We start from the raw sequence: 16194 nt of genomic DNA, 5'->3' as shown, positions 1-16194 counted from the left end.
GTGGCTGACCGGTTCGTCTACCACTGCACGCTGCGCTGGTCCGACCTGGACGCGTACGGCCACGTCAACAACTCGCGCTTCCTCACGCTCTACGAGGAGGCGCGGGTGGCGTTGATGTTCGCCGGCGCCCGGGCGTGGGGGGTGAGCTCGTTCGCCGACGGGGTGGTCATCCGCCGGCACGAGGTCGACTACCTGCGCCCGGTCGACTACGCCCTGGGTCGGGCCACCGCCGAGGCGGCCCCGACCGTCCGCATCGAGATGTGGGTCGAGGAGATCCGGCACTCGCGGTTCACCGTCGGCTACGAGCTGTACGACGGGGACGCGCTGGCCAGCACCGCCCGTTCCGTGCTGGTCCCGTTCGACCTGGCCGGGCAGCGGCCGCGGCGGCTCACCGAGCCCGAGCGGGCGTTCCTGCTCGCGTACGCCCCCGGGGGCGCGCCGTGAGCGGGGCGCCGGCGCAGTCCCGGCGCCTCGCCCCCGGCGGGGCGGGGCACGGGCTGGACGGGGTCGCCGACGCGGGCGCGTTCCTGGCCCGGCTGGTCCGCCTCGATCCGGCCGCGCTGGTCCGGCTGCGCCCGGCGGCCCGGCCCGGCGCGCCCGCGGACGCGGACGGCCGTACGGCGCTCTGGGGCCGGCTGCCGTGGGGCGTGCTCGCCGTGCGCACGGTGGCCGGTGCGGGGTGCGGCGACGCGACCGTGGCCGCGGCGGAGCTGCTGTCCGGGCTGGCGGCCGGCGGGGACGCCCTGCCGACCCGGCGGGACGCCCAGTGGCGCTGGCCGCTGCCGCCGGCGGTGAGCCGGGCGGTGGAGACGGTCCCGGCGGGGGAACTGTGGCGCATCGCGGAGGCGGCGGCGGGCACCCTGCGGGAGGCCGCCGCGCACGGGGTGGCCGGCCGGGCGGTGGGGCAGCGGGCGCTGCGGGACGCGCTGCTCGACCACGTCGCGGTGGTGGTCACGCCCGAGGACCCGCCCGGCCCGCCCGTCGAGGTCGCCCAGCGGCTGGTCCAGGGTCTGGTCCGGATGGGCTTCCTGGGGCGCCCCGGTGGTGGCCCCGGTGCCGCGGCGCCGCGCCGGGCGGGCGTGGTCGCGGGCGATGTTCAGGTACGGGTGGCCGGCCGATGGGTCGGCCTGGTGGGGCCGTACGGAGCCGTATGGTCGCAGAAGGCTGCGGATCTTGTCGTAACGGCGCTCTGAGTTCATCCGAACGGATGACCTGTGGTCATTCTTCTGGCCTGGTGCTGCCGTTGGGGGGATGCTTCAACTCGGCTGTCCGGGTACCGTCCATCCTCGGATCCAACGCACTGTAGGCGACTGGATCCGCTGGGGAGTGAGGTGCGCGAGCGATGCCGTGGTGGTCATGGCGCCCCGGTCCCGCCGGTGGCGGCGAACCGGAAACTCGAAGCGGGATCACAGTGGACAGCACCGTCCGGGTCGGACCGCCGGCCCCCCGTCAGCCGGAGGAAGACTGCCCGGTCGCCGACCGACCGGTGATCGCGGACATGTCGACCGCCGTCGCACCGGTCACCCTCCGCCGGATCTGCGACGCGCTCGACCTGCTGGACGTGCGCTACCTGGCCGACGGTGACGGCAACCTGCTGGCCATGTGGGAGCGGCACGCGGTGCTGGTCACCCTGGAGGGCCCGGAGGACGAGATCCTGGTGATGCGGGCCCGTCCACACGCGACCGTTCCGCCGGACTGGGCCGACCGGGCGTACCGGGTGGTCAACGAGTGGAACCACACGCGACGGTTCTGCAAGGCCTACATCGGCGATCCCACCGAGCGGGGGCAGTTGCCGATCTACGCCGAGCTCCAGGTGCCGCTCGGCGCCGGCGCGCACGACGCGTTGCTGGTGGAGATGCTCGACTGCGGGGCGGCCGTGGCGACGACCTTTGTGGACTGGCTGCACGACGAGGGTGCCCTGCTCTGATCCGCGAACCGCCCGGGCCGGGCAATGGCGGCCCGGGCGGCGTCGTGCCGAGGGCGGGTTCCGTGCTCGGCGGAGCCGCTCAGGCGGTGCCCGCCGGGTCGTCCAGCGTGTTCACCATGAAGAACGCGGCCCGCTCCAGGTAGTCCCAGAGCGCGGTGGCGATGTCCGGCGGCAGGTCCAGCCGGTCGACCGCCCGGCGCATGTGGTGCAGCCAGGCGTCGCGCTCGGCCGCCCCGATGCGGAACGGGGCGTGCCGCATCCGCAGCCGGGGATGCCCCCGCTGCGCGGAGTAGGTGGAGGGGCCGCCCCAGTACTGCATCAGGAACAGCGTCAGCCGGTCCGCCGCGGGGCCGAGGTCCTCCTCCGGGTACATCGGGCGCAGCAGCGGGTCGGTGGCGACGCCGGCGTAGAACTCGTCCACCAGCTTGCGGAAGGTGGGCTCGCCGCCGACCGCCTCGAAGAGGGTCACGGGACGCCCGGACTCACCTGCGGGATTCACCGGATCGCCGCCAGGATGCCCTGTCCTTCAGGGCCGGAAAAAGTGGCGGAGGCGTTGTCAGCCATGATTGTCCTTTCTGGTTGGATGAGCCTTGTGCGGACGGCGTACAGGTGTCGGGCGTATCCGACCCCGGAGCAGGCGGTGGTGCTGAACCGCACGTTCGGCTGTGTCCGGGTGGTGTGGAACCGCACTCTTGCCGCCCGTCATGCTCGTTACCGCGCTGAGGGCAGATCGACCTCGTACGCGGAGACGGATCGGGCGCTGACGGAGATGAAGAAGCAGCCCGACCTGGCGTTTCTGGGTGAGGTGTCGTCGGTGCCGTTGCAGCAGACGCTGCGGCACCAGCACACCGCCATGACCGCCTTCTTCGCCAAGCGTGCCCGGTACCCGCGGTACAAGTCCCGCCACGGCCGCCAGTCCGCCTCCTACACCCGCTCGGCGTTCCGCTTGCGTAGCGGGAACCTGACGCTGGGAAAGACACCCGGTGCGCTGCGTTTCGTGTGGTCGTGGCCCGGCGTGGATCCCGCCGGGTTGGATCCGACGATGGTGACGGTGTCGCGTGACCCGGACGGCCGCTGGTTTGTGACCTTCGCCGTCGACGTCGAGACACCCACCGCACCCGAACCCACCGGCCAGGTGGTGGGTGTGGACCTCAACCTGGCCGACTTCGCGGTGCTGTCCACCGGCGAGCGCATCCCGCACCCGAGGCACATGGAGCGGCGGGAGCGCCGACTCAAGCGGTATCAGCGGATGATGACCCGCAAACGGAAGGGCTCCGCCAACCGCGCCAAAGCCAAACGGAAGGTGGCCCTCGGCACACGCCACTGGACGTGTCCGAGTTGCGGCACCTGGCATGACCGGGACGTCAACGCCGCACAGAACATCGCCGTCGCGGCCGGGCTGGTCGAGACGCAAAACGCCTGCGGAGCGGACGTCAGACACGGGGGATCTCCTTCCGTGCGGTCTGCGGTGAACCAGGAACCCCAACCCGCGAGGGTGGGAATCCCCCGCCTTTAGGCGGGGGGAGGATGTCAACGCTCCATCCTGCCAGGCGGCGCCGCGGGAACCGGCGGGACCGTACCGGCCGGGGTGGGTGCCGACCGCGTCACAGCGCGGGCCCGCGCGGCGCCACCGGGGCGCTGGGACGGGCGGACACCGCAGCGGCGGGGTCGACGGCTGACGCGGTGCGGGCGACCGCCGTGGGCGCTCAGCTCACCGCCTGGCTGGTCCGGCCCCGCTCGCCGGGCAGGCCGTCGAGCGGCTCGCTGCCCTCGACGGGCTGGCGCGGCTGGACGGCCGCGGGCACCACGCCGTTCCTGGCGGCCTCGACCGCCGCGTCGATCGTCTCCCGTCTCGGCCAGGCCGTGACGGTCAGCACCATCAGCAGCACCCCGGCGGCGCTCCACACGCCGACCACCGTGGGGATGGCGACCCGCTCGGCGAGCAGCCCGGTGACGAGCACGGCCGCCCCCTGGGTGACCTGGACCCCGGTGGCCATCACGCCGAAGGCGCGAGCCCGGTAGCCGTTGGGCAGCGCCCGGACGAAGAGCCCGTTGGCGACCGGGAGCAGCCCGGCGACCGCGAAGCCGCAGAGCCCGGCGAGCAGGGCCACCACCAGCGGCGGCGGGTCCAGCAGCGCCGGCACCAGGGTCAGCGGGGCCAGCACCGCGAGCGGTCGGATCAGGACCAGCCGGCGGGCCGGGGCGACCGTCCGGCTGACGAGCAGCCCGCCCAGGATGAAGCCGACCGGGTTGGCGGCCATGATCACGGCCTGCGCCGCGCCCGTGTCCAGGCTGCCGCTGGCGCCCTCCCGGGCCCAGGCCGCGGCCAGCCCCTCCGGCACGATCGAGAAGAGCATGGAGCTGAACACCAGCAGGGCGATCGCCCGCAGCACCGGGGTGCCGAAGACGATCCGGAAACCCTCGCCCGTCTCGCGCAGCAGGTGGCTGCGGTGCGCGGCGCTCATCGCCGGCGGCCGGTCGCGGACGCCGAACCGCACCAGGGCCGCCGAGACGGCGAAGGTGGCGGCGTTTATCAGCAGGGCGGCGGTCGGGTTGACGGCCGCGATGGCCGCGCCGATCAGGTAGCCGAGCACCTGGGCGGCCTGCCCGGTGCTGCTGTTCAGCGACAGCCCGACGACCAGCCGGTCGCCGGTGAGGATGAGCGGCATCAGCGCGGACCGGGCGGCCTGGCTCGGCGGGTTGGCCAGGGTGGTCGCGAAGAGCAGGCAGAGGATCAGCCAGGCCGGGGCGTCCGGGATGGCGATCAGCACCATCAGGGCCATCCGGATCAGGTCGCACGCGACCATGACCGAGCGGTAGCGGTACCGCTCGGCCAAGGTGGCCAGCAGCGGCCCGCCGATCAACCAGGGCAGGAAGCTGACCGCGAAGGCGGCGGCCGAGTAGCCCACGGACTGCGTCTCGCGGTAGACCAGCACGGTCACCGCGGCCTTGGCGATGAAGTCGCCGATCCAGGAGAGCGCGCTGGCGGCGTAGACCGCTTTGTACTCCCGTTGGGCGAACACCTCGCGGAAGGTGGCCGGCCCTTCCTGGGAGGGTCGCTCGTCGGACACCGTGGCCTCCATCGCCCCCGCCGCGACCACTCGTGGTGACCTGCCCGGGAACCGTCGTCAGATCTACGGATCAGCGAGACGTGAGCACGCCCGGCAGGGAACGTGCGTACCGGATTCTGCCCGATCGTCTGAGAGCTGGCTAGGGTGAACGGCTAGATCGTCGCATCTCCGACTGAACGAACGGACGATACCCGAGGGTTGGCGCGGTGGCGAGACAGGATCGACGGTCGCTTGTTTCCGCAGCTCCCGGAGCGCCTCGAACGGCTCAGGTGGCGCCGCCCTGACCGGTGCCGTCCGCCTCGGGCACCCGCACCGTCACGCCAGGGTAGAGGCGGGCCGCGATCCGGGCGGTGATCCCGGAGTTCTCCAGCGCCTCGGCGAGCCGTCGGCGCAGCTCCCGGCCCACCGCGAACTGCCCGTCCGCGGTGGTCTTCACGACGGTACGGATCACCGCGCCCTCCACGGTCATCTGCTCGACACCCAGCACCTCCGGCGGCTCGACGATCTCCGGCGCCAGGTCCGGGTCCATCGCCACCGCCGCCGCGGCCGTACGCAGCACCGCGCTCGCCTCCTCGGTGCCGGCGAACCCGATCGGCAGGTCGACCACCACCAGGGCCCAGCCCTGGCTCTTGTTCCCCACCCGGATGATCTCACCGTTGCGGATGTACCAGAGCACGCCCCGGCCGTCCCGGACCGTGGTGACCCGCAGCCCCACCGCCTCCACGACGCCGGTGGCCTCGCCCAGGTCGACCGTGTCGCCCACGCCGTACTGGTCCTCCACCAGCATGAAAAGGCCGGCGATCAGGTCCTTGACCAGGCTCTGCGCGCCGAAGCCGAGCGCGACGCCGGCGATTCCCGCGCTGGCCAGCAGCGGCGCCAGGTCGAAGCTGAACTCGCGCAGGATCATCAGCAGCGCGATGCCGAAGACGAACGCGCTCACCGTGCTGCGCAGCACCGAGCCGATGGCCTCGGCCCGCTGCCGTCGCCGCTCGGGGACGAAGTCGCCGTCCTCCGGCGCGGCGCTCGGCACCCGCTCGCGCAGCGGGCGCAGCAGCGTCGGCACGGCGCCCTCGGTCGTGGTGCGGACCAGCCGGTTGATCGTTCGGTGCAGCGCCCAGCGGGCCGCGAAGGCGACCGCCAGGATCAGCACGACCCGCAGCGGCTTGAGCAGGATCCAGTAGCTGCCCTCGGCGAACCAGGCCGAGCCGGTCGTGTCGTACAACCACTCGCAGGAGGTGCTGCCCTTGCAGTCGGCGCTCGGGCTGGCGCTCGGATCGGGAAGGGACAGGGCGGCGGACATCAGGCTGGCGACACTCACCCTGCTTTCGTACCGCACCGCCGGTGACCGCCCGCTGGCGGACCCGCCATCCCGTACGCCCCGTCACCGCGTAACCGTGCGGAACCGGTCATCCTGACACGGTCCGAAAGAGCTTCACGAGGGACCCCCGATTAGTACGTGCAATCCGGGGCCTTATCAGGGACGATTGGCGCAACGGACGTGGGTGATCCCGCCGGCGTCGGGTGTGGTTCCGCCGTGTGCGGGCGTGCGTCCGGCGCGACCACCGGCGGGAGCGGCTGGACCGGGAGGGTGAGCGCGATGCCTGACATACGACCCACGGTGGGCTCCGGAGCGTTGGTCCTCAACGCCACCTACGAGCCGCTGTGTGTCGTGTCGGTGCGTCGCGCCGCGATCCTCGTGCTGTCCGCCAAGGCCGTCTGCGTCGCGGACGGCGACGGCGTCCTGCACAGCGCCCGCAGCGCGCTCCCGGTGCCCTCGGTGGTCCGGCTCACCCGGTTCGTCCGGGTGCCCTACCGCACCCACGTCGGGCTGTCCCGCCGCGCGATCTTCGCCCGCGACGGCTGGCGGTGCGCGTACTGCCGGGGCCCGGCCGAGACCATCGACCACGTCTTCCCCCGCAGCCGGGGCGGCCGGCACGCCTGGGAGAACGTGGTGGCCGCCTGCGCGCGGTGCAACCACACCAAGGGCGACAAGACCCCGGCCGAGCTGGGCTGGCGGCTGTACGCCCTCCCGGCCGCCCCGAAGGGGACGGCCTGGCGGGTGCTCGGGCACCGGGTCCCCGACCCGCGCTGGGCCGACTGGCTCGACCTGCGCGAGCCCGAGGCCGAGGTGGCGGCCTGAGCGGTTCCGGTGGTCGGCCCCGTCGACCGGGACGCCCCGGGCTCACGGGTTGCGGGCCTTGACCAGGGACGCGTAGACCACGACGTTGTCGGCGTACCCGGTCTCGCCGCCGACCCAGCGCCCGCCGCAGGTGATCAGCCGCAGCCGCGGCCGGCTGAAGTCGCCGAACACCTCGTCCACCGGCAGCTTCTCCTTGTCGTACCGGTGCACCGAGTCCACCTCGAAGACCGCCACCGACCCGTCCGCCCGGCGGACCTCGATCCGGTCGCCGGAGCGCATGCTCTTCAGCTCGTGGAAGACCGCCGGCCCGGTCCGGGTGTCGACGTGCCCGACGATCACCGCCGGGCCGTACTGCCCGGGGGTCGGGCCCTGGTCGTACCAGCCGGCCTCCTGGGCGCGGCCGGCGTCCGGCACCCCGATCGTGCCGTCGGGCGCGATGCCGACGTCGTGCACGGGGGCGTCGAGGTCGATGGAGCTGATCGCGAGGCCGGTCGGCCGGCTGGCCGGCAGCACCGGGAACTTCTTCGGCGGCGGTCGGAGCCCGACCACGAACCGGTCCGGCAGCACGGTGTAGCCGGTCAGCCGCTGCGTGCCCAGCATCGCCAGGATCAGCGTCATCAGGGCGGCGACCACGAGCACGGGCGCGCCCGGCCCCCGGCGCGCGACCGCCCGCCGCCCCGCGTCCGCCCCGGGCCGCACGGCGTTCGGGGGGACGGGCCGGGTGGCCGGGTCGGCCGTGGCGACGCTCGCCGAGCAGGACTGGCCGGCGACGCGGGCGAACCGCCGGCAGCCCCGGACCGCGAGCCACGCCACCGCCCGGACCCGGCCCGGCGCCCGCTCGGCCGGGCGGCTGCCGGGCGGCAGGCCGGTGCCGCGGCGGTCGGGCGTCCGCGCGGCGGCATCGTGTCCCGCGGCGCTGTGTCCCGCGGCGCTGTGTCCCGCGGCGCCGCGTCCCGCGGCGCCGCGTCCCGCGGCGCCGTGTCCCGGGGTGCGGTCGGGCGTCCGCGCGGCGGCGCGGCGGTTCCGCGCCGGGGCGTCACGCGTACGTCGGCGGGCCATGACAGGTGCCTCGTCAGGAACGCGTTCCGGTCCGTCCACGGCCGCCGAACGCGCCGAACCCGGCCGCCATGGCCGCCACGGCCAGCCCACCGACCAGCAGCAGCGCGGCGGTGCCCCGGCCCCCGGACGTGCCGCCGAGACCGGTGTTCGGGCCCTTGCTCGGCTGCGTCATGTTCAGCACCGTGAGCGTGGTCTGCGCCGTGTTGCCGTTCGGGCAGCGCAGGTCGACCGGGAAGTCGCCCGGTTCCTTGCTGGCGGGGATGGTGACCGCGCCGGTCAGGAAGCCGTTGTCCGGGCGGACGACGACCCGCCCGAAGGCGTCGGAGCGTACCTCCGCCTGCCGTCGGTTGTCGTTGTCGCAGCTGGCCCGGATGCTGACCCGGGTGCCGGCCTGCGCGCTGTTCGGGGTGACCTCGACGAAGGTGTTCTGCCCGGCCCGCGCCGGGGCGGCGGTGGCCAGGACGAACGCCCCGACCAGGCCGAGCACGGTCAGCACGGCCGACAGGACACGAGGTGAGACGGTGAGCCCCCGCATGGTTCCCCCCTCCCGGTGTGGAACACCGGAAATCGACGGGTGAGCGTGCTCTGCTTTCCCCGTGACCCCGGGCCAAACCCGCCCGGCCGGCGGTGCGGGGGTGTCGGCAGGGGCCCTTCCCGTACCGAACGCGTCAGGAAGGGGCCCTTCCTCTCAACGGGGTGACCGGGTGCCAGCCGAGAGGGGTGGACAGGACCATCGTGCTGGACGGCTGGCCGTACGGGGCGAGGCGGTCGATCACCCCCTCGAACTCGGTGATCGAGCCGGCCGCCACCCTGAGCATGCTGCACGCGTCCCCGGTGATCCGGTGGATCTCCATGATCTCGGGCCAGCCCGCCACGTCGGGGTCGTTGAGGATGCAGCGGGAGCCGTAGCAGGACATCCGGATCAGCGCGACCACGGCCCGGCCGGCGCGGGCCAGGTCGACGTGCGCGTGGTAGCCGGTGATGACGCCGGACTCCTCCAGGCGGCGGACCCGCTCGGCCACCGCCGGCGGCGACAGGTGCACCCGGCGGGACAGCTCGCTGAACGACAGGCGCGCGTCGGCCTGCAGTTCGCGCAGCAGCGCCCAGTCCATGTCGTCCACGCTCAACCTTCCCCTCCGAAACCACGAGGCCTTCTTGGCCTTACGCGCCGCAGGTCAGACGGTCGAAGCGCCGTTGATCCGGCATTCCGTCCGGCGTATTACCCGCGAGATCATGACGTTACCCGGCACATGGATGGAGACGACAGGTGGAGCAGACGGACCTGCGGGCGCCCACGCTGGCCGCGGCGGTGCGTCCGGTCACCCCCCAACAGCGCGCGGCCAAGGCAGCCCGCAACGGCGGCAAGCCGACCCTGGAGTTCGCCGAGCGGGTGCCCTACGACACGTACGTGCGCGCGAGCACCCTGCACCGGTTGCAGCAGCCGCTCAGCGACGACCCGGGCGAGATGTCCTTCCTGATGGTCAGCCAGATCATGGAGCTGTACTTCGGGCTGACCTGCCACGAGCTGCGCGAGGCGCAGCGCTGCCTGCGCGCCGACCGGGTGTGGGACGCCCTCGCCCCGCTGCGCCGGGCCGCCCTGCACCTCGAAGGGCTCAACGCGGCCTGGAAGGGGCTGCGCTGGATGACCCCCGCCGACTTCAACCGGTTCCGCAACCTGCTCGGCGAGGGCTCCGGCTTCCAGTCGGCCATGTACCGGCACCTGGAGTTCCTGCTCGGCCTGCGCGACGCGGCCCTGGTCCGGCCGTTCCGCCGGCAGACCGAGGTGTACGGCGAACTGCGCGCCGCCCTGGCCGCCCCCAGCCTCTGGGACGACGTGCTGGCCCTGCTCGCCCGCTGCGGCTTCGACCTGCCCGCCGAGGTGCTCGACCGGGACGTCGCCGAGGAGCACCAGCCGCACCCGGCCGTGGCGGCGGCGTGGGTGACCGTCTACGCCGACGGCGGCGGCCCGGACAACCACCTGCGCCTGCTCGGCGAGGCGCTGACCGAGGTGGCCGAGCAGTTCGGCGACTGGCGGTGGAACCACCTCAAGGCGGTGCAGCGCAGCATGGGCGCCAAGGTCGGCAGCGGCGGCTCGGCGGGCCTGGCGTGGTTGCAGCGCAGCATGGCCCGGGTGGTCTTCCCCGAGCTGTGGTCGGCCCGGACCGCTATGTGAGCGGAGAGCGAGACATGCACACCCCCGAAGAAGAAGCGCGGAGACTCGACGCCGCCGACCCCGGGCGCCGGCACCTGTTCCACGTGCCCCCGGCCGACGGCGGGCGCTACCCCGAGGCCGCCTACCTGGCCGGGAACTCCCTCGGGCTGCAGCCCCGGGCCACCCGCGACGAGCTGCTGGCCGACCTGGACGCGTGGCGCCGGCTGGGAGTCGAGGGGCACCTGGAGGCGCCGCGGCCCTGGCTGCCGTACCACGAGCTGTTGACCGGCCCGGTCGCCCGGCTGGTCGGCGCCCGGCCCGCGGAGGCCGTGGTGATGAACTCCCTCACGGTCAACCTGCACCTGCTGATGGTCAGCTTCTACCGGCCGGCGGGGGAGCGGTCCCGGATCGTCATCGAGGACACGGCCTTCCCGTCGGACAGCTACGCCGTGCGCAGCCAGGCCCGCTTCCACGGCCTGGACCCGGACGCCACCGTCGTGCGGCTCAGGCCGCGCCCCGGCGAGGACACGCTGCGCACGTCCGACGTCGTGGAGTTCCTCGCCGCCGAGGGGCACACCGTCGCGCTGGTGCTGCTCGGCGGGGTCAACTACCTCACCGGCGAGCTGCTGGACATCCCCGCGATCACGGCCGCCGGCCGGGCCGCCGGGGCGGTCGTCGGCTGGGACCTGGCGCACGCCGCCGGCAACGTGCCGCTGGCGCTGCACGACTGGGACGTCGACTTCTCCGCCTGGTGTTCGTACAAGTACCTCAACTCGGGGCCGGGCGCGCTGGCCGGCGCGTTCGTCCACGAGCGGCACCTCGGCCGGGCCGACCTGCCCCGCTTCGAGGGCTGGTGGAGCACCGAGGCCGGCACCCGGTTCGAGATGGCCCCCGTCTCCCGGCCACCGGCCACCGTGGAGGCGTGGCAGGTCTCCAACCCGCCCATCTTCGCGATGGGGCCGGTGCGGACGTCGCTGGAGCTGTTCGACTCCGTCGGGATGCCGGCGCTGCGCGAGCGCAGCGTGCGGCTCACCGGGTATTTGGAACGGCTGCTCGACGAGGTCACCGCCGACCGGCCGCTGACCGTGGTGACCCCGCGCGAACCGGACCGGCGGGGCTGCCAGCTCTCGGTGCGCATCGGCGTGGGCAGCGCCAACGAGCTGACCAAGCGGCTGCGGCACGAGCACGGCGTGATCGCCGACGCGCGGGAGCCGGACGTCGTCCGGTTCGCCCCGGTGCCGCTCTACTCGACGTACCACGACTGCTGGCGGGTCGCCGACGCGCTGGCCACGACCGTGGAGAACCAACCATGACAGCGGAACCCGACGAGATCGCGGTGGTCGGCGCGGGGCTGGCCGGCTGTCTGCTGGCCTGCTTCCTGGCCCGGCGCGGCCACCGGGTCGCGCTCTACGAGCGGCGACCGGACCCGCGCGCCGGCCGGGTCGAGCGGGGCCGCTCGATCAACCTGGCGCTGTCCGAGCGGGGGCTCGACGCGCTGCGCCGGATCGGCCTGGACCGGCAGGTGATGGCCGACGCGCTGCCGATGCGCGGCCGGATGATCCACCCCGTGGCGGGCGAGCCGCAGTTCCAGTCGTACAGCGCCGCCGGGGACCGGGCGATCAACTCGATCAGCCGGGGCGCGCTGAACAACGCCCTGCTCAGCGCCGCCGACGCGCTGCCGGGGGTGCGGACCGCCTTCGACCACCGGCTGGTCGGCCTCGACCCGGCGACCGGGGAGATGACCTTCGAGACGCCGCAGGGCAAGGTCACGGCCGCCGCGCCGGTCGTCCTCGGCGCTGACGGGGCCGGCTCCGCCGTGCGCGGGCAGCTGCTCGCGTACGGGGTGCTGGGCGAGAGCCTCGACTTCCTCGACTACGGCTACAAGGAGCTGACGATCCCGCCGCTCGGCGGCGAGTTCGCCCTCGACCCCGCGGCGCTGCACATCTGGCCGCGCGGCACCTCGATGATGATCGCGCTGCCCAACCCGGACCGCTCCTTCACCTGCACCCTGTTCTGGCCCACCCACGGCACGGCGAGCTTCGCCTCGCTGACCAGCCCGGCCGCGATCGAGCGGCACTTCGCCACCCACTACCCGGACCTCGTCCCGCTGGCGCCGAACCTGGTCGACGACTACCAGCACAACCCGGTGGGCGTGCTCGGCACGGTGCGCTGCATTCCGTGGCAGGTGCACGGCCGGGTCTGCCTGCTCGGCGACGCCGCGCACGCCATCGTCCCGTTCTACGGCCAGGGCGCCAACTGCGCGTTCGAGGACGTGGTGGAGCTGGACCGCTGCCTCGACGAGTGCGGCGAGGACTGGGCGGCGGCGCTGCCGCTGTTCCAGGCGCGGCGGCAGGCCAACGCGGAGGCGATCGCCCGGATGGCGCTGGCGAACTTCGTGGAGATGCGGGACAAGGTCGCCTCTCCGGTGTTCCAGGCCCGGCGGCGGGTCGAGCACGCGCTGGAGCGGACGCTGCCCGGCCGGTACGTCTCCCAGTACGAGCTGGTCTCCTTCTCCACCACCCCGTACTCCGACGTCCGGCGGCGCGTCCGCCGCCAGCACCGGGCGCTCGGGACGGTGGCCGCGGGAGCGGCGGCGCTGCTGGCCGGGGCGGTCGGGGCGGCGGTCACCCGGGGGCGGCGGCGATGACCGTCGACTGGGACGCGAGGCTGATGGCCGGGCGGGCGCCCGGCGGGCCGGCCCTGCTGCGCAACTTCGTCGACGGGGAGTTCGTGGCCGCCGGGCGGCGCTTCGCCAAGCGCAGCCCGGTGACCGGTGAGCCGGTCTTCGAGGTCGTCGAGGCCGACCGGTCCACCGTGGACGACGCGGTCGCCGCCGCCCGGGCGGCCCTGCGCGGGCCGTGGGGACGGACGGGGGAGCGGGAGCGCGCCGAGGTGCTGCGCCGCATCGCCGACGAGCTGGAGCGCCGCTTCGACGACCTGGTCACCGCCGAGGTGGCCGACACCGGCAAGTCCATCAGCCAGGCCCGCACGCTGGACGTCCCGCGCGGCGCGGCCAACTTCCGGGCGTTCGCCGAGATCGTGGCGACCGCGCCGACCGAGTCGTTCACCACGGTCACCCCGGCCGGCGGCCGGGCGCTGAACTACGCCGTCCGCAAGCCGGTCGGCGTGGTCGCGGTCATCGTGCCGTGGAACCTGCCGTTGCTGCTGCTCACCTGGAAGGTCGCCCCGGCCCTGGCCTGCGGCAACGCCGTCGTGGTCAAGCCCAGCGAGGAGACCCCCGCCTCGGCGACGCTGCTCGCCGAGGTGATGGCCGCCGCCGGCGTACCGGACGGGGTGTTCAACCTGGTGCACGGCTTCGGCCCCGACTCGGCCGGAGAGTTCCTGACCCGACACCCGGGGGTGGACGCGATCACGTTCACCGGCGAGTCGGCCACCGGCGGCGCGATCATGAGCGCGGCGGCGGACGGCGTGAAGGCCGTCTCCTTCGAGCTGGGCGGCAAGAACGCCGGCCTGGTCTTCGCCGACGCCGACCTGGACGCGGCGGTCGCCGGCTCGGTGCGGTCCAGCTTCACCAACGGCGGCCAGGTCTGCCTCTGCACGGAGCGGATCTACGTGCAGCGCCCGGTCCACGACGAGTTCGTCGAGCGGCTGGCGAAGGCGGCCGACGGACTGACGTACGGCTGGCCGGCCGACGAGGCCACGGTGAACATGCCGCTGATCTCGCACCAGCACCGGGACAAGGTGCTCGGCTGCTACGACCTGGCCCGGGCGGAGGGTGCCGAGGTGCGCGCCGGGGGCGGCACGCCGCGCTTCGGCGACGCCCGCGACGGGGGCGCGTACGTGCAGCCGACCGTGCTGACCGGGCTCGGCCCGGACGCCCGGACCAACCGCGAGGAGATCTTCGGGCCGGTGGTGCACGTCGCGCCCTTCGACGCCGAGGACGAGGCGTACGCGCTGGCCAACGGCACCGAGTACGGCCTCGCGGCGACGGTCTGGACCCGGGACGTCGGCCGGGCGCACCGGGCCGGGGCCCGGCTGGACGCCGGCATCGTCTGGGTCAACACCTGGTTCCTGCGGGACCTGCGCACCCCGTTCGGCGGGGTGAAGGCGTCCGGCATCGGCCGCGAGGGCGGCGTGCACTCCCTCGACTTCTACTCCGAACTCACCAACGTCTGCGTGGACCTGCAATGATCGATCTGGACGGCGCGGTACGCGAGCTGACCGAGGCCCGGGAGAGCGGGAAGCCCTGCCCGCCGCTGCGCGGGCGGCTGCTGCCGGAGGGGGACGTCGCCTCGGCGTACCAGGTGCAGCAGCGCCAGGCGCGGGCCTGGCGCGACCGGGGCGAGCGCCGCGTGGGCGCGAAGATCGGGCTGACCTCCCGCGCAGTGCAGGAGAGCCTGGGCGTCTACGAGCCGGACTTCGGGGTGCTCACCGACGCCATGGCCGTCGCCGACGGCGCGGAGGTGCCGCTCGGCCGGCTGCTCCAGCCGCGGGTGGAGGCGGAGGTCGCCTTCGTGCTCGGCGCGGACCTGACCGACGAGCGGGTCACCACCGTCGACGTGATCCGGGCGGTCGACCACCTGCTGCCGGCCATCGAGATCGTCGACTCGCGGGTCGCCGGCTGGGACATCTCCATCGTGGACACCGTCGCCGACAACGCCTCCAGCGGGCTGTTCGTGCTCGGCACCGCGCCGCGCCGGCTCGCCGACGTGGACCTGCGGCTGTGCGGGATGGTCCTGGAACACGCCGGGGAGCCCGTCTCGGTCGGCGCCGGGGCGGCCTGCCTCGGCAACCCGCTGCACGCGCTGGCCTGGCTCGCCGGCACGACGGCCCGCGCCGGCGACCCGCTGCGCGCCGGGGACGTGGTGCTCTCCGGCGCCCTCGGCCCGATGGTGCCGGTGACGCCCGGCGCGGCGTACGAGGCCCGGATCTCCGGGCTCGGCTCGGTGCGGACGTGTTTTTCCCGGGAGGCCCAATGAGCGGCCGAGAGGACATGATCGTGGACGTGGCGCTGGACCTGGCGGGCCGGCGTCCTCAGGAGGGGGCAGCGTGATCGGGCCGGACATCGCGGGGATCGCCGAGAGGCTGGGCGTGGCCGCCGACACGGCCACCGCGATCCCGCAGCTCGCCGCCGAGACCGGGCTGGACGTCGACGGCGCGTACGCCGTGCAGACCGCGCTCGTGCAGCGCCGGCTGGGCCGGGGCGAGCGCCTGGTCGGGCTGAAGATGGGCCTGACCAGCAAGGCCAAGATGGCCCAGGTCGGGGTGAACGAGGTGATCTGGGGCCGGCTCACCGACGCCATGCGGGTGCCCGACGGCGGCACCGTGGACGTCGGGGCGTACATCCACCCCCGGGTCGAGCCGGAGGTGGCGTTCCTGCTGGACCGGCTGCCCGAGCCGGGCGAGCCGATGGGCTCCTTCACCGACGCCGTGCGCGCGGTCGCCCCGGCGATCGAGCTGATCGACTCCCGGTACGCCAACTTCACGTTCTCCCTGCCCGACGTGATCGCCGACAACACCTCGGCGGCGGCGTTCGTGGTCGGGCCGTGGTCGGCCGTGCCCGACGGGCTGGACAACCTCGGCGTGCTGCTGGAGGTTGACGGGCGGGTGGCCCAGGTCGGTTCGACGGCGGCGATCCTCGGTGATCCCCGTCGGGCGCTCGACGAGGGTGTGCGCCTGGTTGGGCGGCACGGGGTGCGCCTCCGGTCGGGCTGGGTCTTCCTGGCCGGGGCCGCCACCGCCGCGGTGCCGCTGGCTCCTGGCGTCCATGTGCGGGCCGTCGTGGAGTCGCTCGGCACCGCTGCCCTGCGGGCGTCGTCGTGAGCGGGGTGGGGGTTCCGTGAGCGGGGTGGGGGTTCCGTGAGCGGGGTGGGGGGTTGCGGGG

At 74.1% G+C, this 16194-nt stretch carries 17 protein-coding genes; 11 read left to right on the top strand and 6 right to left on the bottom strand.

Annotated elements, in window-relative coordinates; genetic code table 11:
• The 3 genes from ABGB16_RS23480 to ABGB16_RS23470 all read left to right on the top strand — a co-directional run bounded on the left by ABGB16_RS23480 (nt 1) and on the right by ABGB16_RS23470 (nt 1927).
• The gene (locus tag ABGB16_RS23480; protein ID WP_347670253.1) at nt 1–444 is read left to right on the top strand and encodes a thioesterase family protein; all 444 of its coding nucleotides are present in this window, start codon (nt 1–3) and stop codon (nt 442–444) included.
• Nucleotides 441–1193, top strand: a complete 753-nt coding sequence (locus ABGB16_RS23475; protein ID WP_347670252.1) for a hypothetical protein — start codon at nt 441–443, stop codon at nt 1191–1193. Before ABGB16_RS23480 ends, ABGB16_RS23475 begins: the two co-directional genes overlap by 4 nt.
• A gap of 149 nt (nt 1194–1342) precedes the next feature.
• On the top strand, nt 1343–1927 hold the full coding sequence (locus ABGB16_RS23470; RefSeq protein ID WP_347670251.1) for a YbjN domain-containing protein: 585 nt from the start codon (nt 1343–1345) through the stop codon (nt 1925–1927).
• A 79-nt stretch (nt 1928–2006) separates the two neighbouring features.
• On the opposite strand, the gene ABGB16_RS23465 is transcribed toward ABGB16_RS23470, so the two are convergent.
• The gene (locus tag ABGB16_RS23465; RefSeq protein WP_347670250.1) at nt 2007–2426 is read right to left on the bottom strand and encodes a globin; all 420 of its coding nucleotides are present in this window, start codon (nt 2424–2426) and stop codon (nt 2007–2009) included.
• Between the two features lie 84 nt (nt 2427–2510).
• Here ABGB16_RS23465 and ABGB16_RS23460 point away from each other — a divergent pair, with 84 nt between their 5' ends.
• Nucleotides 2511–3443 (top strand): RNA-guided endonuclease TnpB family protein, encoded by a 933-nt coding sequence (locus tag ABGB16_RS23460; RefSeq protein ID WP_347670249.1) that lies wholly within the window; start codon nt 2511–2513, stop codon nt 3441–3443.
• Between the two features lie 190 nt (nt 3444–3633).
• Here ABGB16_RS23460 and ABGB16_RS23455 read toward each other — a convergent pair whose 3' ends face one another.
• Complete coding sequence (locus ABGB16_RS23455; protein ID WP_347670248.1) at nt 3634–5010, bottom strand: MFS transporter; 1377 nt, start codon at nt 5008–5010, stop codon at nt 3634–3636.
• 253 nt (nt 5011–5263) lie between these two features.
• Nucleotides 5264–6298: a mechanosensitive ion channel family protein gene (locus ABGB16_RS23450; RefSeq protein ID WP_347670277.1), complete on the bottom strand. Its 1035-nt coding sequence runs from the start codon at nt 6296–6298 to the stop codon at nt 5264–5266.
• Nucleotides 6299–6595: 297 nt separating this feature from the next.
• Here ABGB16_RS23450 and ABGB16_RS23445 point away from each other — a divergent pair, with 297 nt between their 5' ends.
• Nucleotides 6596–7138, top strand: a complete 543-nt coding sequence (locus tag ABGB16_RS23445; RefSeq protein ID WP_347670247.1) for an HNH endonuclease — start codon at nt 6596–6598, stop codon at nt 7136–7138.
• A 42-nt stretch (nt 7139–7180) separates the two neighbouring features.
• On the opposite strand, the gene ABGB16_RS23440 is transcribed toward ABGB16_RS23445, so the two are convergent.
• The 3 genes from ABGB16_RS23440 to ABGB16_RS23430 form a co-directional block, all read right to left on the bottom strand.
• Entirely contained in the window at nt 7181–7951 is a 771-nt protein-coding gene (locus ABGB16_RS23440) for a class F sortase (protein ID WP_347670276.1), read from the bottom strand.
• 259 nt (nt 7952–8210) lie between these two features.
• The gene (locus tag ABGB16_RS23435) at nt 8211–8732 is read right to left on the bottom strand and encodes a hypothetical protein (RefSeq protein ID WP_347670246.1); all 522 of its coding nucleotides are present in this window, start codon (nt 8730–8732) and stop codon (nt 8211–8213) included.
• 133 nt (nt 8733–8865) lie between these two features.
• On the bottom strand, nt 8866–9318 hold the full coding sequence (locus ABGB16_RS23430; RefSeq protein ID WP_347670245.1) for an Lrp/AsnC family transcriptional regulator: 453 nt from the start codon (nt 9316–9318) through the stop codon (nt 8866–8868).
• A 146-nt stretch (nt 9319–9464) separates the two neighbouring features.
• On the opposite strand from ABGB16_RS23430, the gene ABGB16_RS23425 reads away from it, so the two are divergent.
• From ABGB16_RS23425 to ABGB16_RS23400, 6 genes are all read left to right on the top strand, one after another.
• Nucleotides 9465–10370 (top strand): tryptophan 2,3-dioxygenase family protein, encoded by a 906-nt coding sequence (locus ABGB16_RS23425; protein WP_347670244.1) that lies wholly within the window; start codon nt 9465–9467, stop codon nt 10368–10370.
• 14 nt (nt 10371–10384) lie between these two features.
• Nucleotides 10385–11662 (top strand): kynureninase, encoded by a 1278-nt coding sequence (kynU, locus tag ABGB16_RS23420; RefSeq protein WP_347670243.1) that lies wholly within the window; start codon nt 10385–10387, stop codon nt 11660–11662.
• Nucleotides 11659–12996 (top strand): NAD(P)/FAD-dependent oxidoreductase, encoded by a 1338-nt coding sequence (locus ABGB16_RS23415; protein WP_347670242.1) that lies wholly within the window; start codon nt 11659–11661, stop codon nt 12994–12996. The genes kynU and ABGB16_RS23415 overlap by 4 nt, the downstream gene beginning before the upstream one ends.
• Before the next feature lie 23 nt (nt 12997–13019).
• Complete coding sequence (locus ABGB16_RS23410) at nt 13020–14501, top strand: 2-hydroxymuconic semialdehyde dehydrogenase (protein ID WP_347670275.1); 1482 nt, start codon at nt 13020–13022, stop codon at nt 14499–14501.
• Nucleotides 14498–15289, top strand: coding sequence for a fumarylacetoacetate hydrolase family protein (locus ABGB16_RS23405; protein WP_347670241.1), 792 nt, complete (start codon nt 14498–14500; stop codon nt 15287–15289). Before ABGB16_RS23410 ends, ABGB16_RS23405 begins: the two co-directional genes overlap by 4 nt.
• Nucleotides 15290–15359: 70 nt before the next feature.
• The gene (locus ABGB16_RS23400) at nt 15360–16133 is read left to right on the top strand and encodes a 4-oxalocrotonate decarboxylase (protein WP_347670240.1); all 774 of its coding nucleotides are present in this window, start codon (nt 15360–15362) and stop codon (nt 16131–16133) included.
• Nucleotides 16134–16194: the final 61 nt, after the last annotated feature.

It is taken from the genome of Micromonospora sp. B11E3 (assembly GCF_039871625.1).
Classification (GTDB): Bacteria; Actinomycetota; Actinomycetes; order Mycobacteriales; family Micromonosporaceae; genus Micromonospora.
The sequence above is the reverse complement of the archived record's forward strand: the minus strand, read 5'-3'. Positions and strand labels throughout refer to the sequence as shown.

What these genes read in the sequence shown, in the direction of transcription:
- ABGB16_RS23470 (WP_347670251.1), top strand. Translation starts at nt 1,343, where the DNA reads ATGCCGTGGTGGTCATGGCGCCCCGGTCCCGCCGGTGGCGGCGAACCG.
- ABGB16_RS23460 (WP_347670249.1), top strand. Translation starts at nt 2,511, where the DNA reads ATGAGCCTTGTGCGGACGGCGTACAGGTGTCGGGCGTATCCGACCCCG.
- ABGB16_RS23455 (WP_347670248.1), bottom strand. Translation starts at nt 5,010, where the DNA reads ATGGAGGCCACGGTGTCCGACGAGCGACCCTCCCAGGAAGGGCCGGCC.
- ABGB16_RS23450 (WP_347670277.1), bottom strand. Translation starts at nt 6,298, where the DNA reads ATGTCCGCCGCCCTGTCCCTTCCCGATCCGAGCGCCAGCCCGAGCGCC.
- ABGB16_RS23445 (WP_347670247.1), top strand. Translation starts at nt 6,596, where the DNA reads ATGCCTGACATACGACCCACGGTGGGCTCCGGAGCGTTGGTCCTCAAC.
- ABGB16_RS23435 (WP_347670246.1), bottom strand. Translation starts at nt 8,732, where the DNA reads ATGCGGGGGCTCACCGTCTCACCTCGTGTCCTGTCGGCCGTGCTGACC.
- kynU (WP_347670243.1), top strand. Translation starts at nt 10,385, where the DNA reads ATGCACACCCCCGAAGAAGAAGCGCGGAGACTCGACGCCGCCGACCCC.
- ABGB16_RS23415 (WP_347670242.1), top strand. Translation starts at nt 11,659, where the DNA reads ATGACAGCGGAACCCGACGAGATCGCGGTGGTCGGCGCGGGGCTGGCC.
- ABGB16_RS23410 (WP_347670275.1), top strand. Translation starts at nt 13,020, where the DNA reads ATGGCCGGGCGGGCGCCCGGCGGGCCGGCCCTGCTGCGCAACTTCGTC.
- ABGB16_RS23405 (WP_347670241.1), top strand. Translation starts at nt 14,498, where the DNA reads ATGATCGATCTGGACGGCGCGGTACGCGAGCTGACCGAGGCCCGGGAG.